Source organism: Rhizobium lusitanum (genome assembly GCF_014189535.1).
GTDB lineage: Bacteria > Pseudomonadota > Alphaproteobacteria > Rhizobiales > Rhizobiaceae > Rhizobium > Rhizobium lusitanum_C.
In genome coordinates this window covers 1,185,618-1,207,017 of sequence record NZ_CP050308.1, presented here as the reverse complement: position 1 = coordinate 1,207,017, position 21,400 = coordinate 1,185,618, and the positions used below count along the sequence as shown (strand labels likewise).

The window sequence follows — 21,400 nt, the reverse complement described above, 5'->3', positions numbered from 1 at the left end:
TCAGCGGCGGAAAAGCCTACCATCCATGATGAGCAGACTGGAAACGATCAAAGCCAATCCGGCGAATTCGTAAAGCTGCAGCCTTTCGCCAAGAAAGGCTGTGCCCAGGACGATCGCGCTGGCGGGAACCAGCAGCGTGACGAGGGATGCGTTTGTTGCGCCGGCCGAGGCGATGATGTTGAAATAGAGAATGAAGGCGAATGCCGTCGTGAAGACTGCGAGAAAGCCGACAGCGATCCAGATGGAAAGGCTCGACGTGACGATAGTCTCGGGCCGGTAAAGACAGAAGACGATCGGTGCCATCAGGATGGTGGAAGCGGTTAGCTGACCGGTTGCAACGACGGATGGTTTGATCGTCCTGAAGCGCTTGGCGTAGACGACGGCAAAGGCATAAGAAATCGCCGCCCCAATTACGGCCAGCTTCGCCCATGTCGGGCCGTCCGTTTCGAGTAGAAGGCCCGGGCCGATCATGATCGCCGCTCCAGCGATCCCGAGCCCCACGCCGATAACCTTGGTTATCGACAGCTTCTCATCCGCCGTCAGCAAATTTGCGACCAAAATCGTCCAGAGGGGCGTCGTCGCGTAGAGTACGGAGGCGAGCCCCGCGCCGATTTTCGTTTGTCCGGTGAAGATCAGGGAAAACGGAATGACATTGTTGAGCAATGCGAGGCACAGGAATGGGCCCGGTCTTGCCAAGGCGGGTGCACAGGAAATGCCGCGCAACCGCAGCCAAAGGTGCAGGACAAGTGCGGCGATCGCTACGCGGTAGAGGACCAGTGCCAAGGGCGGAATCTCGGCCACGGCGATACGGGCGAAAAAGAATAAGCCGCCCCAAAGGCCGCCGAGAAGCAAGAGTTGCCCCCAGTCGCGTGCCGACATCGACGGTGTCAATGCTGTCGTGCGCAATGCTTTGCCCCAATATTGGGAATTTAGCGAATGTGTTGACAGTCTACCCGCGCGGAGCCGGATTTAGGCGGAATAACCGTTCAAATGTTGCCGGCTGATCGGAATGAGATTTTCGAGAAATCTCCACGGTTTCGAAATTGTTGCTGCGACTGTCCGATGCCGGAATTACCCGGTTTCAAACAATAAAAAAGGGGGCCAATCGGCCCCCTTTTTCATTCAATTGAGATTGAATTAAGCGCGTTCGCGACGCTGGCCGCCATTGCCGGGGCCGCGGCGCTGGCCGCTGCCGTCCTTGCGCTGTTCGCCCTGAGCGTTCTGGCCACGATCTTCATGGCGACCCGTAGGGCGGCCGTGAGCGTGACGGGGGCCGCGATGGGCGCCGGCTTCGTTTGCCGCGCCATTGTGCTGCGGCTTCTTGGCCGGACGGAAATCGGACGTCGATGCGAGATCGTTGTCTACTTCCGGACGCGGTGCGCGCTCGTCACGACGCTGGCCGCGGAAGTCGGCATTGCGATTGTTTTCGCGCTGCGGACGACGTTCCTGACGCTCGCCGTTATGAGCGCCGGCTTCACCTTCGCGATGAGGGCGACGGGCCGGACGGGCGGGGCGACCTTCGGCACGTGCCTGGCCTGCGCCACCACGACCCTGGCCTTGACCCTGGCCAGCACGACCGCCTGCGCGGTTGTTGCCGCGAGCCGGACGGCCACGGTCGGCAGGAGCTTCGCCGCTGGCAACGGCGATGTCGATGCCCATCAGGCGCTCGATGTCGCGCAGCAGGCGGGCTTCGTCGGGCGCGCAGAAGGCGATGGCGATGCCGTCGCGGCCGGCGCGTGCGGTACGGCCGATGCGGTGGACGTAGGCATCCGGTACTTCCGGCAGGTCGTAGTTGTAGACATGCGTAACGCCGGGGATATCGATGCCGCGAGCAGCGACGTCGGTGGCGACGAGAACGCGGACTTCGCCGTCACGGAAGCCCTTCAGGGCACGCTCGCGCTGACCCTGGCTCTTGTTGCCGTGGATGGAGGCGGCGGCAAAGCCGACGTGTTCAAGATGCTTCATCAGCTTCTCGGCACCATGCTTGGTGCGCAGGAAGACCATGGCGCGGCCATCAGGATTGGCGGAAATCGTTTCCTTCAGGATCTCGGTCTTGTGGTTCTGACCGGAAACGAAGTGGACATACTGCTCCACCTTGTCGGCGGCCTTGCCGGGAGGCGAGACTGCGACCGTGACCGGATTGGTCAGGTATTCGGAGGCCAGATCGGCGATCGTCTTCGGCATGGTGGCCGAGAACAGCATGGTCTGGCGCTTGGCCGGGACCATCTTGGAGATCTTGCGCAGGTCGTGGATGAAGCCGAGGTCGAGCATCTGGTCGGCCTCGTCGAGGACGAGGTAGCTCACCTGGCCAAGCGACAGGGCGCGGCGGCTGATGAGGTCGAGCAGGCGGCCGGGGGTGGCGACGAGAATGTCGGTGCCACGCTCGAGCTGCAGCTGCTGCTTGTTGATGGAGGCGCCACCGACGACGACATTGATCTTCAGCGCCGTCTTGCGGACGAAGAGCTTGAGGTTGTCAGCGATCTGATTCACCAGTTCGCGGGTGGGGGCGAGGATAAGCGTACGGACGGTGCGGTTGTCGGGACGCTTGGCGTCCTTCAACAGCATTTCGATGATTGGCAGGCCGAAAGCGGCGGTCTTGCCGGTGCCGGTCTGGGCGAGGCCGATAAGATCGCGGCCACTGAGGACAAGCGGAATAGCCTGTGCCTGGATTGGCGTCGGCGTCGTGAAGTTGTTCAGCGTCAGTGTATCGACGATCTGCTTGGAGAGACCAAGCGAGTTAAAATCGGTCAATTCAATACCTTTCGGGGGCGCCAAAGCAAATAGGCCGGGTCGCACCATGCGATCCGGGCTGTCTTTGGCGTCAAGAACCCCGCGTGAAGTGGGAACTTGTAAGTTGGAAAAAAAGCTTTCCAGCGCATGTGACCGCCTTGGGCGCGGTCTTATTTCAAAAGCGCTTTTGTCCTTCTCTTGCGTACATAAAGTCCCGCAGGGCACGCTCACGCGGCGGCCGGAAGGTGAAAGCTGATGCGCATTTGGTCCTATTCGCCGCTAAAGTCAAGGGGTACGGGCGAAAGCTTATTCGCAGGCGCAATAAAAATGCCGCCGGAAGCCCGGCGGCATCAACAGGTCCCTGGATTGGCAGATTGGCCCTAACGGCAGAGCTCGACACGATAGGGCTGGCCCCAGCGGTCATGCCGCCACGACCAGTAGCAGCTATGGTACGGACGCTCGTAGACCCGCTCATAAACCGGACCATTGTAATAGGCCGGATAGGAGCGATAGTAGGCCGGATAAGTCGGGTAGGCCGGACGGGTGGCTTCTGCCACAAGGGCGCCGCCGACAAGGCCGGCAGCAAGGCCGCCGAAGATTGCACCGCGCTCGGAAGCGGCGGCAGTGGTGGTGGTTGCGGCGGCCGCGCTGCCGAGTGTCAGCGCGATGAGGCCCGCAGTGGTTATGGTTCGAAGCACAGACATTGAAATTCCTTTCCCAAAACAAAAGGCCTCCCAGCCGAAGCCGAGGTTGAAATTGGGCGGGAAACGAGGCGAAGTCGCGGCTAATCAGGTGCTCGCCACATTAAATTTTGTTCATAAAATATGCGCAAACCCTATTGATTTCGCTCTAGAAATCAGTCGGAACGCCGCCTTCTTGCTTACGCTTTGTCACGAAGGCGTCGAGTTCTTCCTCGATTGCCGGATCGAGCGGCGGACGCTCGTAACGGGCAAGGGTTTCCTTGAAGATGCGGTTGGCGTGATCATACGTCGTCGGCCGGCCGGCTTCCGCCCAGGTCTCGTAGTTCCGCCAGTCCGAGAGGATGGGTGAATAGAAGGCGGTTTCATAGCGGGCGAGCGTATGGGCCGTGCCGAAATAGTGGCCGCCGGGGCCGACATCGCGCACAGCGTCCAGCGCCAGCGCGTCTTGGCTGACATCCAGCGGCGTCAGGAATTCGGCGACCATTTGCAACATGTCCACGTCGAGGATGAATTTTTCGAAGGAAGCGGTCAGTCCGCCTTCGCTCCAGCCGGCGGCGTGCAGCACGAAATTGCCGCCGCCCTGGGTCAGTGCCCAGAGCGACAGCGCCGATTCGTAGGCGGCCTGTGCGTCTAGCGTATTGGAGGCGTTGGTGTTGGAGGTGCGGTAGGGGATGCCATAGCGGCGGGCAAGCTGGCCGCCCGCGATCACCGCCTTCATATATTCCGGGGTGCCGAAGGCCGGCGCGCCCGTCTTCATGTCGACATTCGAGGTGAAGCCGCCATACATGACCGGCGCGCCCTTGCGCACCATCTGGCTGAAGGCGATGCCGCAGAGCGCTTCGGCATTCTGCTGCACCAGCGCGCCGGCGATGGTCACCGGCGCCATGGCGCCCGCCAGCGTGAAGGGCGTGATGACCACAACCTGGCCCCGCGACGACATCTCGATGATGCCCTGGAGCATCGGCCCGTCGAGGCGCAGGGGAGAGGAGGAGTTGATGATGGTAAAGAGCGACGGCTCGTGCTCCATCTGCTCCATGCTGATGCCGCGACCGATGCGGGCGATCTCAATGCCGTCGAGATTTCTCTGCTTGCCGAGGGAATAGCAATGAAAGGCCTTGTCCGTCAGCTTGACGATGTCGGAGAGGCAGTCGAGATGGCGCACCGAGGCGTGGATATCGATGGGTTCGACCGGATAGCCGCCGGTCATGTGGATGACGTCGTAGGATTGGGCAAGCTTGATCAGCTTGCGAAAATCCTCCTGATTGCCGGCCCGCCTGCCACCCTCGCGGTCGGCGACGAAAGGGGCGGAGGCGACCTGAGCGAAGACGAGGTTCTTGCCGCCGATCTCAACGTTTCGGAGCGGGTTGCGGGCATGCAGCGTGAAGGTCGATGGGACGGAGGCGATCAACTCCATGATCATGCCGCGATCGAAGCGGACGCGCTCGCTGCCGGGGGTGACGTCAGCACCTGCCGCCTTCATGCGCTCGCGCGCTTCCGGCAGGATGATGTCCATGCCGATCTCTTCGAGAATGGTTAGCGACGTCTCGTGAATATCGTCCAGTGTCTCGGGTGACAGGAGCTCGGTGTGAGTGAGATTGTTGACGAGGTTGAGGTACTTCGCACCACTCGGTTTGCGGCTGCGTTCGCCACCGCGGCCTCCGGTCCGGCGGCGGCGTTCTGCCGGCACGGTCGCGGTATCGGTCTCGTGCACGGCCGTCGTTGTGTCGTCGCTCATCGCTCTTTCTCCGCCATTGTCCGGATGTGATTCTTGGCAGAGTTCGGCGCCGGATGCTGCCGTCGTTTGCGACCAGCGAGTGACCGTTTTGGGATAGTCAGTAGTCTGAACACGACGTTCTGTGCGCCTAAAATATGGTTAACGCCTTGTTAAAGCGCTTTGTGATACAGCCTTGGTTTAGTAAACTAACGCGAACGGTGAAAAGAGGGCCGCTGTTGAGCTCGGACGGTGAATTGCTGGAGTTGGCCTGCCGCCGGATCGCCGATCTGGATCAGCCGGCTTATGTCAAGAACAGCGATCTGCGCTATGTCGCCGTCAACCAGGCCTATGCGCGGTTTTTCCGGCGCGATATCTCCGATTTCATTGGCAATCGCAGCCGCGATCTCTTCGATAGCGGCGAGGAAGTCGACCGGGAGGACAAGGAGCGCCGGGCACTGGTGTTCGGGTCCGAGGAGACGGCGCTGTGCTTTGATCCGACGGGCCATGTCCGGTCGCGGGTGCAGATCGAAAGCTTCTCACCGTCCGAAGACCGTCTCTATGTCTTCGGCATATTTCTCGATGCGCCGGCTATGCCTTCGGTTTCGCCCTCCGCAGTGGGGAGCGATAGTATTCCAGATGGAAGCGTCGATGAGACCGGGCTTTATCGCACCATTCTCGAGGACCTGCCGGTTGCCTCCTTCGTGCGCGACGCCAGTCATCGACTGATCTATTCCAACGAGGCCTATGCGGCGATCACAGGGCTCAGCCGTGCCGAGGTGCTAGGCAAGACAGAATACGAGATGTTCGAAACCGGCGCTGAAGACTATTTTGCTGAAAACGAGCAGGTGCTGAACGAGGGGAATGCGCTCGCATTCGAGGGCCAGGTGGTCGACCGGCAGAATGTGACGCATCCGATCATGACGCGCGTCAACCGCGTCGTCACCTCCGACGGCAAGCGTTATGTCGTCGGCTCCATGAACGATATTTCCGTGTTGAAGCTGCGCGAGACGCAGTTGATCGAGGCGCAGGCGCGCGCCGAGGCATTGCATCAGGATCTCGGGAGCATTCTCCGTTCCATGCCGATCGGCGTGATGATCTACGATAGCAATTGCAATATCGAATATACCAATGATGCCTTTTACGACATCTGGGATTTCCCGAAGGACGAGCGCTTCGAAGGCCGGCTTGTTCGCGATCTGATCGTCAGGAATTTCGACCTTGGTCGCTACGGCGCCGATGCCGGCAGTATCGACGATATCTACCAGGCGCGCATGGACGCTTCCCGCAACGCCGGGCCAAATCTCCAGACCGAGACGAGCTTTGCCGATGGCAAATCCGTTATCATGGATACGCGCCGCATTTCGAACGGCCGCACGCTCGTCACCTATGCCGATATCTCCTCCGTGCGCCAGCAGGAGCTGGAGATCAGCGAGGCGCATCTTGCGCTGGAACGTCTCGGCGATCTGATGACGGACGCGACGCATGCCATGTCGCAAGGGCTGCTGATCTTGCAGGACGGCATCATCATGCTGGCGAACGACGCGCTGACGGACATGCTGTGCGTTCCCGCGAATTGCCTGGAGGTCGGCCAGCACTGGTCTGCCGCCTTTGATCATTGCGCTGCGCGCGGCGATTTCGGTGCCGATCCGGAGTCGTTGCGGCTTGCCTGGCGCGAAAACATGGCGGCGGACAAGCCGGTTTCGATGGTCTTCCAGGTGGCGGCTGAGCGCTGGATACAGCTCGAAGCCACGATGAGCGAGAGCCGCCGCTGGACCGTGGTGCTGACCGACGTCACCGAGATGAAAAAGCGCGAGGCGGAACTGCAGCTGCTGTTGGCGCGCAGCGAAGCCGCCGACCGGGCCAAATCCGAATTCCTCGCCAATATGAGCCATGAAATCCGCACGCCGATGAACGGCGTTCTCGGCATGGCGGAATTGCTGGCCAAGACCGATCTCGACGCCCGGCAGAAGACCTTCATCGATATCATCGTCAAGTCGGGCAATGCGCTTTTGACGATCATCAACGATATTCTGGATTTCTCAAAGATCGATGCCGGGCAGATGCGTTTGCGCACGGCTGCTTTCGATCCGGCCGAAGCGGTTGAGGATGTTGCGACGCTTCTGTCGTCGCCGGCCGCCGAAAAGGACATCGAGCTTCTGGTCCGTGCCACGCCCGGTGTGCCGGCCATGGTGCTGGGGGACGCAGGCCGCTTCCGCCAGATCGTGACCAACCTCCTTGGCAATGCGATCAAGTTCACCGAGCGCGGCCATGTGCTGGTCGAAGTGGATAGCCAGCCGATCGACAATGGCGAGGTCATGCTGACGCTTCGCGTCGAGGATACCGGCCTTGGTATTTCCAAGGAGAAGCTCGATTCCATTTTCGAGAAGTTTTCGCAGGTCGACGCCTCCTCCACACGCCGCCACGAAGGCACGGGTCTCGGTCTTGCGATCACCGCCGGGCTGGTCGATCTCTTCGGCGGCTATCTCGACGTCGACAGCGAATGGGGCAAGGGCTCGGTCTTCACCGTGCATCTGCCCATGCCGCCGGCAGTGGTGCGCAGTGAACCGCGCGCGGTGCCGGTCAATGTCAAGGGCGCCGCCATTCTGGTCATCGATGACAACGAGATCAACCGTCGGATCTTGAGCGAGCAGTTGCAGCAATGGGGCTTTGACGGGTACGCCGCTGAGGACGGTAAAACGGGGCTCGCCATTCTTCGTACGGCTTTCGACATGGGTGTGCCGGTCGATGCTGTGATCCTTGATTACCATATGCCGGACATGAATGGCGACGAGGTGGCGCGCATCATTCGCGCTGATGCCCGCTTCGAGGCCATTTCGCTGATTTTTCTGACATCCATGGATGTCGTCGGCAGCGACAAGGAGTTCGCCGCACTGAACGGCCAGGCGCATCTGATGAAGCCTGTGCGTGCCAATGTACTGCGCAGCACCATCATCGATGTCGTGCGCATGGCGCGCCGGCAAAGGATGACCAGCTATGCGACTGCGGTCACCTCGCAATTGCCGATAGAGGCCGAAGCGGAGGCCGCCATCCGGGCTGTCGAGCAGGATGTATCGGCAAGACCCGTCAGCGCCATCGATGTCCTTGTTGCTGAGGACAATGAGGTCAACCAGATCGTCTTTACGCAGATCCTGCAGGTCACGGGTCTGCGCTTCCTCGTGGTCCCGAATGGCCAGGAGGCCGTGGACGCTTGGCTTAAGCTGCGGCCATCGCTGATCATGATGGATGTCTCGATGCCGGTCATGAACGGCCATCAGGCGACGCGCACCATCAGGCAGCTGGAGGCGGAGGCTGGGCTGGGGTGCCATGTGCCGATCGTCGGTGTTACCGCCCATGCGCTCGATGTCGACCGTGATATGTGCCTGGAGGCCGGCATGGACGATTACATGTCGAAGCCGATCAGCCCGGAATTGCTGGAGGCCAAGGTTCGCCGCTGGCTCGGCGACGACGTGCTTAAGACGGAACGTTCCCGCAGTTAAGCCTGTTTGATGCCGCAGAGCATTTCGCGCTTGCCAGCAAAGCCCTTGCGGCGCTCGACCGTGAAGCCTGCCGCCTGCAGGTTGCGGCGCACGAAGCCGGCTGCGGCATAGGTGGCGAAGCTGCCGCCGGGGGCGGTCTTCTCATAAAGAAGCTGCATCAGTTCCGGCGACCACATATCGGCGTTTCGCGACGGCGCGAAGCCATCGAGATACCAGGCGTCAAAGCCTGCTTTTGCCTGGCTTAGGCCATCCATTGCCGGGCCACAGACGACGCTGAGGCGCGTGCGGGCATCAAGGGTGAGCGTGACGATACCGTGCGGCTCTGCCGGCCAGGCGGCGACAAGCCCCTGACGCTCGGCGTCGATCTCCGGCCAGCGTGTGAGCGCACGGCCGATCTCCTCGGCGCGCATTGGGTAAAGCTCGAAAGACATGAAATGCAGTTCCGAGTTCGGCGCGCCATGCTGCTTCCATTGCCGCCAGGTCTCGCAGAAATTCAGGCCGGTGCCGAAGCCGAGTTCGCCGATCAGGAAATTCTGCTGTTCATCCCAGCGTGAGGGCAGCCCATTACCGGCAAGGAAGACGTGGCCGCATTCCAGCCGGCCGTCGGTCTGGCAATAAAAGTGGTCGCCAAAGGCGGTCGAATAGGGCATATCGCCGTCGCGCCATTCGAGCTCTTGGCTTACTGCAGTGGTCTCGGCCGCGTGCGTCCGATCGGAAACTGGATCTGTCATGGGAAAAGCCGATAATCCTCCGGGGCCTGCCGGTCAATCATCCGTCGAACTTCTGATCGTCGGCGGCGGTATCATGGGCCTGTGGGCGGCGGTGCATGCGGAGCGACTGGGCATCGAGACGCTGCTCGTCGACAGCGCCCGATTGGGAAGCGGAGCTAGCGGCGGCCTGCTCGGCGCGCTGATGCCGCATATGCCTGACAAATGGTCGGAGAAGAAGCAATTTCAGTTCGATGCGCTGGTGGCTCTGGAGAGTGACATTGCTGCACTTGAAGCGGCAACCGGGCTTTCCGCCGGATATCGTCGTTCCGGCCGGCTCATTCCCTTGCCGAAGCCGCATCTGCACAGGATCGCGCTTGCTCATTCGCAGGACGCCGAGACGCATTGGCACCATAACGAGCGGCGGTTTCATTGGCAGGTGCTGGACGCTGCGCCTGTCGACGGCTGGATCGATGCCGCCGCCGGCGAAAGCGGGTTTGTTTTCGACACGCTCGCTGCCCGCGTCGCGCCGCGCGCCTTGCTGAAGGTGCTGGCCGGGTTTCTCGGCAAGGCGAAACATGTTCGGCTTGTCGAGGGAGTGGAGATCGAGAGCATCGATCCGGATAACGGTATCGCGGTGACCCGCGAGGATGCCATTCATTTTGGCCGCTGCATTCTTTCCGCCGGTCACAGCTCCTTTCCGATACTCGACGGCTTGACCCCCGGCCGCCATTCCACCCTCGGCCAGCCGGTCAAGGGCCAGGCGGCTTTGCTGAAGGCGGATGTCGATGCTGGCCTGCCGGTGATCTTCCGCGATGGGCTCTATATCGTTCCGCATGAGGGCGGGCTGGTGGCGATCGGAAGCACCAGCGAGAACCGTTTTGACGATCCGACGTCGACGGATAGTCAGTTGGACGCTCTGCTCGCCGCCGCCCGAGCGATGGCGCCGGTTCTTGCCGATGCCGAGGTGGTCGAGCGCTGGGCCGGTCTGCGGCCGAAGGCGATCGATCGGGCCCCGACGGTAGGAGTACATCCGGACCATCCGCGCCTGATCGCGCTCACCGGCGGTTTCAAAGTCAGCTTCGGCCTGGCACATCGTCTGGCTGAGGCGGCAGTTCTGGAAGCGGCGGAGATTCCGTGTTCTTTCAAGCTGCCACAGGGCTTTGCGCTTTCGAACCATATTGTAGTGGCATCACATAAAAGGTGAACATAAGCTGCGTTCAGGTCGTCAATCTGTCACGCAAATCACCTATCTCCTTGCCCATCGGCAACCGGCTGGATCAGCCGATTTATCGCCCTCTGGAGGAGATTTTATGCGCTACGCCATTTGCTTCACGCCGTCCGCGAGCGATCCGCTGACGCTCGTGGCTGCGAATTGGCTCGGCCGCAATGTCTACTCCGGCGAGATGGTTGAACCGCCCGCCACGCGTGGGCTTGGTATTCACGAAATCGCTTTCCATACCGCCGTGCCGCGCCGCTACGGCTTCAATGGCACATTGAAGGCGCCGTTTCGTCTGGCACAGAATATGTCCGAGGCTGGGCTGCTGCGCGATCTCATGCGCTTTTCCGGCACGCTCTCGCCCTTCGAGATTCCACGGCTGGAAGCCGCGCGCCTCGGCAGCGCTTTTGGCCTGGTGCCGTCGGTGCCCTGCCAGCAAATGCATTTCCTCGCCGCGTCGGTGATGCAGGCCTTCGATCACTACCGCGCGCCGCTGACCGAGGCGGAAATTGAACGCAGCGACCCGGACGGCCTTTCGGCGACGCAATTCGCCAATCTGCACCGCTGGGGTCACCCGCATGTCATGGACGAATTCCGCTTCCATATGATGCTGACCGGCACGGTCAATCCCGCCGACATGGCGCGCATGGAGCAGGTATTGCGTGATTTTTTCGAGCCGGCGCTTGCCGAGCCGGTGCCGGTATCGAACATCGCGCTGATGATGGAAGAGGGCACCGGTGGGCCATTCCGCGTGCATTCCCTGCATCCGATGGGCAAGATCAGCGCGCGCAAAATCGCCTAACAGGCTATAATTGAAAGGAAAGTGGGTTTCGCACTTTCCGTCTCGACTTTCCGTCCGTGGATGCTACCGTCTCCGCATATTCGAGAAGGTGCTTTCATGTCCGATACCTATCCCCGCAATCTCGTCGGCTACGGCCGCAACACGCCCGATCCGAAATGGCCCAGTGATGCCCGCGTCGCGGTGCAGTTCGTGATCAATTATGAGGAAGGCGGGGAGAGCAGCATTCTCGACGGCGATCCGGCTTCGGAGAATCTGCTGTCGGAAATCGTCGGCGCGGTAGCCTGGCCGAACCAGCGCAATCTCAACATGGAATCGATCTATGAATATGGCTCGCGCGCCGGTTTCTGGCGGCTGTGGCGCATGTTCACCGAGCTCAAGGTACAGGCGACCGTCTATGGCGTGACGCTTGCCATGGCGCGCAACCCCGAAGCGGTCGCCGCCATGAAAGAGGCGGGCTGGGAGATTGCCAGCCACGGTTATCGCTGGCTGGAATACAAGGATTTCCCCGAGGATCTGGAGCGCAAGCACATCCTCGAGGCCGTGCGTCTGCATACCGAGCTGACGGGAGAGCGGCCCTACGGCATGTATCAGGGCAAGCCTTCCGACAATACGTTGCGGCTTGTGATGGAAGAGGGCGGCTTCCTCTATTCGTCGGATTCCTATGCCGACGATCTTCCCTTTTGGGTCGATGGCCTTAACGGCAAGCCGTTCCTGATCATCCCCTATACGCTTGACACCAATGACATGCGCTTCGCCACGCCGCAGGGCTTCAATTCCGGCGATCAGTTCTTCACCTATCTCAAGGATGCCTTCGACACGCTCTATGAAGAGGGCAAGCAGGGCAGCCCGAAGATGATGTCGGTCGGCCTGCATTGCCGTCTGGTCGGACGGCCGGGTCGCGCGGCGGCGCTCAGGCGCTTCATCGAATATGTGCTGAAGCACGACAAGGTCTGGGTGCCCAGGCGCATCGATATCGCCAATCATTGGCACGAGCATCACCTGCCCACGGGCGCGCTCTGAGATGGTGTCGCGTGACAAATTTGTGGCTCGTTTCGGCGGTGTCTTCGAGCACTCGCCGTTCATCGCCGAACGTGCCTATGACGCCGGTCCCGTTGCCGAGCCGTTGACCTCGGGCGGCGTGCATGTCGCTTTAGCCGCTATTTTCCGCGCTGCCAGTGCGGATGAACGGCTTGGCGTCTTGCGGGCGCATCCCGATCTTGCCGGCCGGTTGGCAATTGCCGGTGGGCTCACCGAGGATAGCCGCAAGGAGCAGGCCGGCGCAGGGCTTGATCGGCTAAGCCCCGAGGAGCATGCCCGCTTCACCGAACTCAACACGGCTTACGTGACGAAATTCGGCTTTCCCTTTATTATCGCGGTCAAGGGTCTCGGCAAGGACGACATCCTTGCTGCCTTCGAAACGCGGATCGGCAATGACCGGGACGCGGAATTTACGACCGCAACTGCGCAGGTGGAGAAGATCGCCCTGCTGCGCCTGCAATCCATGCTTCCGGATGGAGGTGTGTGATGCGGTTCCGTCTTTTCGGCAACAAGGCCTAGGTATGACTACGCAAGGCCCTGTCTATTATCTGGATCGCATGCAGAAAGCCGCGGACGAGGCGCGTCTTTTCGTTCGAGGCATGGATGGGGTCGCGTTCGCTGGAAACAAGCTTGTGCAATCCGCTGTCGCCTATAGCCTTTGCGTCGTCAGTGCAGCGGCAACGGAATTGCTGGAAAAACATCCGGAATTTGAGCTCGAGCATCCGGACGTGCGCTGGAACGCGCTGCGGGACATGAGCAAGCGCCTATTGGCCGAAGAAGCTGCGATGGGTGTCGAAGCTCTCTGGGCTGCCGTTGCGCATGCGGTCCCGGAATTGCTATCCCAGCTCGAAGCGATCCGCCACTGGCGGGCAGAAGGCGAATGACCACAATGACCAAGACACTCGAAATTCACCCTCTGACAAAGGCCGCCTTCGCGCCGTTCGGGGATGTGATCGAGGCCGATCCGGCGACGATGCGGTTCATCAATGGCGGCACGACGGAGCGGTTTCATGCGCTTTCCAGCGCAGAGGCCCTTGGCGACGGTGCGCGGGTGATCCTGAACCTCTTTCGCGGCCAGCCGCGCGCCTTCCCCTATGCGATCGACATGATGGAACGCCACCCCTTTGGCAGCCAGAGTTTCGTGCCGCTCAACGCTCGTCCGTTCCTTGTCGTCGTTTCGAAGGATGAGGACGGCAAGCCGGGCAGGCCGCATGTCTTTCTGGCGCGCGGCGATCAGGGCGTGAACTATCGGGCCAATGTCTGGCACTATCCGCTGATGGCTCTCGATCAGCCGAGTGATTTCCTCATTGTCGATCGCGACGGGCCGGGCAATAATCTGGAAGAATTCTTCTTCGACACCCCCTTCATCATCGGAGCGCCGACCCTATGACCGGATTGACGACCCATGTGCTCGATACTGCTCTCGGCAGGCCGGCCGAAGGCTTGGTGATCGATCTCTTTAGGATCGAGGGCGAGGCTCGGACGCATGTGAAGACGGTGACGACCAATTCCGACGGACGCGTCGATGGCGGGCCGATCCTGATCGGCGACAGCTTTGTCGTCGGCACCTATGAACTGCTCTTCCATGCTGGCGATTATCTGCGTGAAAGCGGGGCCAAGCTGACCGATCCGGCTTTCCTCGATCTCGTGCCAATCCGTTTCGGTATCGCCGACACGACGGCGCATTATCATGTGCCGCTGCTGATTTCGCCCTATGGCTATTCCACCTATCGCGGGAGCTGAGTTTTGCGTTTTGCTGTCATTGCGGACATCCACGGCAACCATCTGGCGTTGGAGGCGGTGCTTGCCGATATCCGCGCGCAGGGCATCGATGACATCGTCAATCTAGGTGACTGCCTCAGCGGGCCGCTGACGGCGGGGAGGACGGCCGATATTCTCTTGGGCCTGCACGCTGTGACGGTTCGTGGCAATCACGATCGCTATTTGATCGAAAGTCCGGCGGACGCGATGCCGAGTTGGGAGCAGATTGCTTTCAGCCAGCTTTCGCCGGCGCATCTCGACTGGCTGCGCACCTTGCCCTTCAGCACGATCTACAAGGACGAAGCCTATCTCTGCCATGCGACGCCGACGAACGATAATGTCTACTGGCTCGAAACGGTCTCGCCGGACGGTCATATCTGTTTGAAGTCACTCGAAGAGATCGAAACCTTCGCCGCCGGCATTGATTTTCCGCTGATCCTGTGCGGCCATAGCCATATTCCGCGCGCCGTCCGCCTTTCCGACGGTCGCCTGATCGTCAATCCCGGCAGTGTTGGTTGCCCGGCCTATGACGACGATCTTCCGCATTATCATAAGGTCGAAGCAGGCCATCCCTTCGCCTCCTATGCCATCATGGACAAGATCGACGGCATCTGGGTACCGACCTTCCGGCAGGTGGCTTACGATCATCGGGCAATGGCCGAGCTTGCCGCGCAAAACGGCCGCGCCGATTGGGCGAGCGGGCTGGCGACGGGCTGGCTGCGTTAGCCCTCCGCGATAATTCCCCGGTCCACCGCCCTGATGTCGCGCTTACCGCAGAGCGCCATGGACATGTCCAGCTCCTTGCGGATGATCTCCAGCGCCAGCGTTACACCGTCCTTGCCCATGGCACCGAGGCCATAGAGGAAGGGGCGGCCGATATAGGTGCCCTTGGCGCCGAGCGCCACGGCCCGCAACACATCCTGGCCGGAGCGGATGCCGCCGTCGAAATGCACCTCGATCCTATCGCCGACCGCATCGACGATGCTGGGCAGCATGCTGATGGAGGAGGGAGCACCGTCGAGCTGACGGCCGCCATGGTTGGAGATGATGATGGCGTCCGCGCCGGTGTCGACTGCGGCCTTGGCATCCTCCACGTCGAGAATGCCCTTGATGATCAGCGGCCCGCCCCATTGTTCCTTGATCCAGGCGACGTCGCTCCACGACAGCCGTGGATCGAATTGCTCGTGCGTCCAGGTTGACAGTGATTTCAGGCTGGTGACATTTTTGGCGTGGCCGATGATGTTGCCGAAGGTGCGCCGCTTCGTCTGCAGCATGCTCATGCACCAGGCCGGTCGTGTCGCCACTTGCCAGATGTGTTCCGGCGTGAATTTCGGCGGCGCGGAGAGGCCGTTACGGATGTCCTTGTGACGCTGGCCGAGGATCTGCAGATCGGCGGTCAGCACCAAGGCCGAGCACTTGGCCGCTTTGGCGCGGCTGATGAGGTTCATCACAAAGTCGCGATCCCTCATCACGTAGAGCTGGAACCAGAAGGGCTTCGTCGTCGCGGAAGCCACGTCCTCGATCGAGCAGATGCTCATGGTCGATAGCGTGAAGGGAATGCCGAATTCTTCCGCCGCCCGCGCCGCCAGCATTTCGCCGTCGGCATGCTGCATGCCGGTCATCCCTGTCGGTGCCAGCGCCACCGGCATCGACACCTTCTGGCCGATCATGGTGCTTTCCAGCGAGCGGTTGGTCATGTCGACAAGGACGCGCTGGCGCAGCTTGATCTTCTTGAAGTCCGCTTCGTTGGCTTCGTAGGTCGACTCGGTCCAGGAACCGGAATCGGCGTATTGGAAGAACATTTTCGGTACGCGCCGTTTAGCGAGCTGCCTCAGGTCGGCAATGGTGAGCGGCGCGGTCATGGCGGTCTGCCTTCTTGACGAAAATGGTATGGGGAGATTGGATCAGAACGGTTTGTTTCCGGATGTGAGACTTTGATAATCGCGGGAGAAAGCTGTCAATTCAAGACTGATTTCGCAGGTTTTCCCGCGACATATGTCTCCACGATCGCCCGGTCGTCGCCCATCGTCTGGAGCAGGAACAATTCCTCGGGCAGCGTTTTCACCACTTCCATCTTCAGTGCCATGGCCGGTGTGGCGGCGGCATTGAGGATGGTGAGGTCGGCGTCGGTGCCGGGGTCGAGCGTGCCGATCTTGTCGGCGAGCGACAGGGCTTCGGCGTTGCCGAGCGTGATGTAATAGTAGCTTTCGAGCGGATTGAGGCGTTCGCCGAGAAGCTGTTGGATCTTGTAGGCCTCGTCCATGGTGCGCAGCATCGAATAGCTGGAGCCGCCGCCGATGTCGGTGGCGACGCCGATGCGAACCGGCTTTTCACGGCGCGCCAGCGCTTTCAGCGGGAACAGGCCGGAGCCAAGGAAGAGGTTGGACGTCGGGCAGTGGACGGCGATGGCGCCGGCCTCGCTCATGGCGTCGGCTTCACGCTCGGACAGGTGGATCGCATGGCCGAACAGGCTTTTCGGGCCGAGCAGGCCGTAACGGGCGTAAATGTCGGTATAGTCGATCGCGTCCGGATAAAGCTCGCCGGTGAATTTGATCTCGTCGTGATTTTCGGACAAATGCGTCTGGATGTGCAGGTCGGGGAATTCGCGGGCAAGCGCTGCGGTTGCTTCCATCTGCTCCGGCGTCGAGGTGATGGCGAAACGCGGGGTGATGGCGACGTGGTTGCGGCCCTTGCCGTGCCAGTCTGATATCACCTGGCGGGTTTCGTCGTAACCCATCTCAGGCGTGTCGAGCAGGCCCTGCGGCGCGTTGCGATCCATCATCACCTTGCCGCCGACCATGCGCATGTTGCGGCGCATGGCTTCGGCGAAAAAGGCATCGGCGGAGGTCTTGTGGACGGAGCAATAGGCAACCGCCGTCGTCGTGCCGTGGCGGATCAGTTCGTCGTAGAAATGGGTGGCGATGCGCTCGGCATGGGCGCTTTCGACGAAGCGGCATTCCTCGGGGAAGGTGTAGGTATTTAGCCATTCCAGCAGGTTTGCGGCATAGGAGGCGATCACCTGCATCTGCGGGAAATGCAGGTGCATGTCGATGAAGCCCGGCAAGATCAGATGCGGCCGGTGGTCGACTTCGGCAACGTCTGCCGGCGCTTTTGCCTTCACTTCGGCATAGGGGCCGATCGCGGCGATGACGCCATTCTCGATCAGCAGGCCGCCATCGCTTTCATAGGTATAGCTGTCTGTGTCATCAAGGCTTTGCGGCGCACGCTTGAAGGAAAGCAGGCGGCCGCGCAAAAGGGTGGTCATTGGTCTTTTTCTCCGACGGAGCTTTCGAACCAGGCGACCAGCAGCTTGCGTTCCTCCGGCGTCACTTCTGTGACATTGCCGGGAGGCATGGCGTGGCTGCGGCCGGCCTGGATATAGATCTCGCGGGCATGCATAGCGATTTCTGCGTCGTTTTCCAGCTTCACATCCTTCGGCGGGCGCACAATGCCCTCATAAACCGGCTCGGCGGCGTGGCACATCGAACAGCGCGTCGAAACCATCTGCTTTACCGCCGGGAAATGGGCGTCTGATGCGAACTGCTGGAAGGCGGGCGCGACGGCCTCTGCATCCTTCTCGCCAGTCAGTATCTTCGGCACGGTCGAAAGCCACATGATCAGGATGAAGAGGATGACGGTGACGATCCAGGTCCAGGTCGGGCGGCCCTTGCGGGCGTGCGTCGTGTTGAACCAGTGGCGGATGGTGACGCCCATCAGGAATACCAGTGCCGCGATGACCCAGTTATAGGCGGTGCCGAAAGCCAGCGGATAATGGTTCGACAGCATGAAGAAGATGACGGGCAGCGTCAGGTAGTTGTTGTGCAGCGAACGCTGCTTGGCGATGCGACCGTATTTCGGGTCCGGCGTGCGTCCGGCGATCAGGTCGGCGACGACGACCTTCTGGTTGGGGATAATGATCATGAAGACATTGGCCGACATGATCGTCGCCGTGAACACGCCGAGGTGCAGGAAGGCCGCGCGTCCGGTGAACAGATGCGTGTAGCCCCAGGCCATGAAGACGAGGACGGCATAGAGGACCGCCATCAGGCCCCAGGTATTGTTGCCGAGCGGCGACTTGCAGAGCAGGTCGTAGACGATCCAGCCGCCGGCGAGCGAGGCCAGCGAGATCAGGATGGCAACGGGAACGCTGACGTCGAGCACATGCCGGTCGATCAGGAACAGATTGGCGCCGCCGTAATAGACAATACAGAGCATCAGGAAGCCGGAGAGCCAGGTGAAATAGCTCTCATATTTGAACCAGGTCAGGTGCTCCGGCATCGAGGCCGGGGCCACCAGATATTTCTGGATGTGATAGAACCCGCCACCATGCACCTGCCACTCCTCGCCATAGGCGCCGGGCGGAAGATGGGGACGCTTCACCAGCCCGAGATCGAGCGCGATGAAGTAGAAGGACGAACCGATCCAGGCAATGGCGGTTATGACGTGGAACCAGCGGGCAGCAAAAGCCAGCCATTCCCACGCGATGGCGTATTCATACATTCAGTTCCCCTTTTTCTTCCTCCGACTCGGCACATTGCAAAATGTTGGGGACGGAGGGAAGAGGGGAGTTTGATGTGTCAGGGAAAAGCGACACTCTTGTCCAGCGTTTGGCTCGCATTAGATCAGAATATGGCGAGTTTGAAACGCCATCGGCTGCTTTGAGCGGACTGCGTCCGCGTCAGCCGTCCATTTCGACGGAGAATTGCCCATGCGTGGTATTCTGGCGTTCGTATTCTTTCTCTTTGCTACCTCGGCCATGGCGCATGACGCGCCTTCCGGCTGGGCCTATGATCCCTACTGTTGCAGTGGCGACAGCAAGACCGGCGATTGCGAGATGATCCCGTCGCGCACGGTCACCGTTATTCCGGGTGGTTACCGGATCATGCTGGAACCGGGCGATCATCGCTATGTGACGCATGCTCATATCTTTACGCTGCCGCAGGGCAAGACGATGCGTTCGCCTGATGGCTCCTATCATCTCTGCCTGTTTCCCGACGAGAATACGCCACGCTGTTTCTACGCGCCGGATATGGCCTATTGAGCTCTATTCCAGCGGCATGCCGAATTCGCCGAGGATCCAGTTCTTGAAGGCACGGATTCGCGGCGTATGGCGTCTGCTTTCCGGGTAGGCGAGCCAATAATTCATACCGTCGTTGCAGAGGATATCGAAGGGCTGAAGCAGCCGGCCGGCGGCAAGGTCGTCGACATAGAATTCTGGTGTCAGGACCGCGACGCCTTGTCCGGCGATGGCAGCGCTTGCCTCGAAGGATTGTGCTCCCAACCTGCTTCTCGGTCTGCCTTGCAGGCCGGGATCGGGCACTCCGGCCGCCTCGAACCATTGCACCCACCACGGATCGCCGGCATCGATGATCCGGAGTTTCAGCAGATCGCTTGGTGTATGGACGCCGCCGATGCTGGCGGCGAGCTCTGGGCTCAGCATCGGCGTGAAATTGACCTTCATCAATAGATGCGCACGTAAGCCCGGCCATGCTCCGCGTCCGCTGCGAATGGCGATATCGGACGACACACGGGAGAAATCGATGATTGTGTCCGAGGTGGAGAGCCTCACCGCGATGTTCGGATGCTTGAGCTGAAACGAGCCGAGGTGACGCGCAAGCCACTGCGAGGCGAAGGTCGGCGTTGAATGAATGAGAAGCATGATTTCGGGGTCGTCGCTGACCGAAGCCATAGCATCCTGAAGTATGCTGAAGGCCTCGCTCACCTTCGGCGCCAATCGCTCGCCGACTTCCGTCAACACGATCTGGCGTGGACGTCGCAGGAACAGCGGCTCGCCGATATTCTCCTCCAGCAGCTTGATCTGGTAGCTCACCGCCGTCTGCGTCATGCCCAGTTCCTCGCCGGCGCGCGTAAAACTACCGAGCCTGGCTGCGGCTTCGAAGACGCGGAGTGCGTTCAGCGGAAACTGTTTCGACAGCTTCATGGATAAGCTCTCTTTATGCATGCAGACGATTGTTCGATTGGAATTTCAGCATTTTCCGCCGCAAACTGCAATCCATATCATCGATTGGATTGAGGTGTCGTCATGGATTACTATGCTGTAGAGCAAGCTAATGTCGCGAGGCCGTCCGTTCTGGCTCGCGTGGCGGCGGTGCTGTCAAAGGCCTTCGCCGGCCACACGAAGCCGGCGCCGCGGCTTGATCTCGACGAGATGTCCGAGCAGATCAAGCGCGACCTCGGATTTCTCGACGGGCGGGCGCCGCACTACGAGGATGATCGGATGCGGTAGGTCGCAAAGGTCGTCAGCAGTTCGGCGGTGGTCATGGCGGCGATGACTTCGGGACGCTTGTCCTTCACCGCCCCGCCGCCGATCGGCAGCGTCAGCCGGTCGAGCGTGGTCTTGTCGCCGCCTTCGCGAGCGAGCCAATGCGAGAAGGTGGCGCGCTTGGTCGCCGAACCGATCATGCCGACATAGGCGAGATCGGTGCGGGCAAGCGCTTGCTGGGCGATGAGGAAATCCAGCGCGTGGTCATGCGTGAGGATGACAACTGCCGCGCCTGCCGGAATATCCGATATCAAGGCTTCCGGCATGGCGGCGAGGCGGGCGTTGATATCAGCGGGGAGTTCGTCCAACTCCTCCTGCCGCGTCTCGATGACGGTGGTGACAAGCGGAAGCGGTTTCAGCGCGATCGCCAGCGCGCGACCGACATGGCCAGCGCCGAAGAGATAGACCTCCGGCCAATCGCCGCTTTCGTCCCGAAGCCTTAGCTTTAGTGAGTCGATCGTCTCAGGCGTCGCTGGCCGGCAGCGCAATTGCGTGCGACCGCCGCAGCATTGGCCGATCTCGGGGCCGAGCGGAATATCCATGAACTCCATACCGCCCGTATCCGCCAGCATTTCACGGGCATTGCCTATCGCCAGGTACTCAAACTGCCCGCCCCCGATCGTCCCCCAGATATGATCCGTGGAGACCAGCATGAAGGTTCCGGCCTCACGTGGGGTGGACCCCTGCGTGCCGATGATTTCGATCAGGATGGTATGTGGGTTTTGGGCGAGGAAGGTTTCCAGGGATTGGGTCATGAGTTGTGACCCTTGGAGTACGCGGAGAGTGCGTACCCCCCTCTGTCACTTCGTGACATCTCCCCCACAAGGGGGGAGATCGTTGGGAGGGCACCATGCTGCCGAACAAAGCAACGAGGCTCTGTATCAACAGTTTCGATTTGTATTTGGTCCGAGAGGGTACCACGGGTTACCAATCTCCCCCCTTGTGGGG

General features: G+C 60.8%; 21 protein-coding genes. 11 read left to right on the top strand and 10 right to left on the bottom strand.

What is annotated here, in order from left to right:
* The 4 genes from HB780_RS19595 to HB780_RS19580 form a co-directional block, all read right to left on the bottom strand.
* On the bottom strand, positions 1-879 hold the full coding sequence (locus tag HB780_RS19595) for a DMT family transporter (RefSeq protein ID WP_183697277.1): 879 nt from the start codon (positions 877-879) through the stop codon (positions 1-3).
* A 258-nt stretch (positions 880-1,137) separates the two neighbouring features.
* Positions 1,138-2,799, bottom strand: coding sequence for a DEAD/DEAH box helicase (locus HB780_RS19590; protein WP_183695310.1), 1,662 nt, complete (start codon positions 2,797-2,799; stop codon positions 1,138-1,140).
* Positions 2,800-3,110: 311 nt separating this feature from the next.
* Complete coding sequence (locus tag HB780_RS19585; RefSeq protein WP_183695307.1) at positions 3,111-3,434, bottom strand: hypothetical protein; 324 nt, start codon at positions 3,432-3,434, stop codon at positions 3,111-3,113.
* Between the two features lie 145 nt (positions 3,435-3,579).
* The gene (locus HB780_RS19580) at positions 3,580-5,166 is read right to left on the bottom strand and encodes a trimethylamine methyltransferase family protein (protein ID WP_183695304.1); all 1,587 of its coding nucleotides are present in this window, start codon (positions 5,164-5,166) and stop codon (positions 3,580-3,582) included.
* A 215-nt stretch (positions 5,167-5,381) separates the two neighbouring features.
* Here HB780_RS19580 and HB780_RS19575 point away from each other — a divergent pair, with 215 nt between their 5' ends.
* Positions 5,382-8,642, top strand: coding sequence for a response regulator (locus HB780_RS19575; RefSeq protein WP_183695302.1), 3,261 nt, complete (start codon positions 5,382-5,384; stop codon positions 8,640-8,642).
* Here HB780_RS19575 and mnmD read toward each other — a convergent pair.
* Positions 8,639-9,373 carry a tRNA (5-methylaminomethyl-2-thiouridine)(34)-methyltransferase MnmC2 gene (mnmD, locus tag HB780_RS19570; RefSeq protein WP_183695299.1) on the bottom strand — a complete coding sequence of 245 codons (735 nt, stop codon included), beginning with the start codon at positions 9,371-9,373 and terminating at the stop codon, positions 8,639-8,641. The two genes, HB780_RS19575 and mnmD, sit on opposite strands and share 4 nt — an antisense overlap.
* Here mnmD and HB780_RS19565 point away from each other — a divergent pair.
* The 8 genes from HB780_RS19565 (at position 9,372) to HB780_RS19530 (ending at position 14,895) form a co-directional block, all read left to right on the top strand.
* Entirely contained in the window at positions 9,372-10,556 is a 1,185-nt protein-coding gene (locus tag HB780_RS19565; protein WP_183695296.1) for an NAD(P)/FAD-dependent oxidoreductase, read from the top strand. The two genes, mnmD and HB780_RS19565, sit on opposite strands and share 2 nt — an antisense overlap.
* A 106-nt stretch (positions 10,557-10,662) precedes the next feature.
* Positions 10,663-11,370 (top strand): DUF1045 domain-containing protein, encoded by a 708-nt coding sequence (locus HB780_RS19560; RefSeq protein ID WP_183695293.1) that lies wholly within the window; start codon positions 10,663-10,665, stop codon positions 11,368-11,370.
* Positions 11,371-11,466: 96 nt separating this feature from the next.
* The gene (gene puuE, locus HB780_RS19555; protein WP_183695290.1) at positions 11,467-12,390 is read left to right on the top strand and encodes an allantoinase PuuE; all 924 of its coding nucleotides are present in this window, start codon (positions 11,467-11,469) and stop codon (positions 12,388-12,390) included.
* A 1-nt stretch (position 12,391) separates the two neighbouring features.
* On the top strand, positions 12,392-12,895 hold the full coding sequence (uraD, locus tag HB780_RS19550) for a 2-oxo-4-hydroxy-4-carboxy-5-ureidoimidazoline decarboxylase (RefSeq protein ID WP_183695287.1): 504 nt from the start codon (positions 12,392-12,394) through the stop codon (positions 12,893-12,895).
* A 34-nt stretch (positions 12,896-12,929) separates the two neighbouring features.
* Complete coding sequence (locus HB780_RS19545) at positions 12,930-13,292, top strand: HepT-like ribonuclease domain-containing protein (protein WP_183695285.1); 363 nt, start codon at positions 12,930-12,932, stop codon at positions 13,290-13,292.
* 5 nt (positions 13,293-13,297) lie between these two features.
* The gene (locus HB780_RS19540; protein WP_183695282.1) at positions 13,298-13,798 is read left to right on the top strand and encodes an ureidoglycolate lyase; all 501 of its coding nucleotides are present in this window, start codon (positions 13,298-13,300) and stop codon (positions 13,796-13,798) included.
* A complete protein-coding gene (uraH, locus tag HB780_RS19535) occupies positions 13,795-14,151 on the top strand; it encodes a hydroxyisourate hydrolase (RefSeq protein ID WP_183695279.1) in 357 nt (118 codons plus the stop codon). Before HB780_RS19540 ends, uraH begins: the two co-directional genes overlap by 4 nt.
* A gap of 3 nt (positions 14,152-14,154) precedes the next feature.
* Positions 14,155-14,895, top strand: a complete 741-nt coding sequence (locus tag HB780_RS19530) for a metallophosphoesterase family protein (RefSeq protein WP_183695275.1) — start codon at positions 14,155-14,157, stop codon at positions 14,893-14,895.
* On the opposite strand, the gene HB780_RS19525 is transcribed toward HB780_RS19530, so the two are convergent.
* From HB780_RS19525 to HB780_RS19515, 3 genes are all read right to left on the bottom strand, one after another.
* A complete protein-coding gene (locus HB780_RS19525) occupies positions 14,892-16,031 on the bottom strand; it encodes an alpha-hydroxy acid oxidase (protein ID WP_183695272.1) in 1,140 nt (379 codons plus the stop codon). The two genes, HB780_RS19530 and HB780_RS19525, sit on opposite strands and share 4 nt — an antisense overlap.
* A 95-nt stretch (positions 16,032-16,126) precedes the next feature.
* Positions 16,127-17,434: a guanine deaminase gene (gene guaD / locus HB780_RS19520; RefSeq protein ID WP_183695269.1), complete on the bottom strand. Its 1,308-nt coding sequence runs from the start codon at positions 17,432-17,434 to the stop codon at positions 16,127-16,129.
* On the bottom strand, positions 17,431-18,669 hold the full coding sequence (locus tag HB780_RS19515) for a urate hydroxylase PuuD (protein ID WP_183695266.1): 1,239 nt from the start codon (positions 18,667-18,669) through the stop codon (positions 17,431-17,433). The genes guaD and HB780_RS19515 overlap by 4 nt, the downstream gene beginning before the upstream one ends.
* 208 nt (positions 18,670-18,877) lie before the next feature.
* Here HB780_RS19515 and HB780_RS19510 point away from each other — a divergent pair, with 208 nt between their 5' ends.
* A complete protein-coding gene (locus HB780_RS19510; protein ID WP_183695263.1) occupies positions 18,878-19,210 on the top strand; it encodes a hypothetical protein in 333 nt (110 codons plus the stop codon).
* A 3-nt stretch (positions 19,211-19,213) separates the two neighbouring features.
* Here HB780_RS19510 and HB780_RS19505 read toward each other — a convergent pair whose 3' ends face one another.
* Entirely contained in the window at positions 19,214-20,131 is a 918-nt protein-coding gene (locus HB780_RS19505) for a LysR substrate-binding domain-containing protein (protein WP_183695260.1), read from the bottom strand.
* 81 nt (positions 20,132-20,212) lie between these two features.
* Here HB780_RS19505 and HB780_RS19500 point away from each other — a divergent pair, with 81 nt between their 5' ends.
* Positions 20,213-20,416: a hypothetical protein gene (locus HB780_RS19500; protein WP_183695257.1), complete on the top strand. Its 204-nt coding sequence runs from the start codon at positions 20,213-20,215 to the stop codon at positions 20,414-20,416.
* On the opposite strand, the gene xdhC is transcribed toward HB780_RS19500, so the two are convergent.
* Entirely contained in the window at positions 20,392-21,207 is an 816-nt protein-coding gene (gene xdhC / locus HB780_RS19495) for a xanthine dehydrogenase accessory protein XdhC (protein ID WP_183695254.1), read from the bottom strand. The genes HB780_RS19500 and xdhC overlap by 25 nt on opposite strands.
* Positions 21,208-21,400 lie beyond the last annotated feature (193 nt).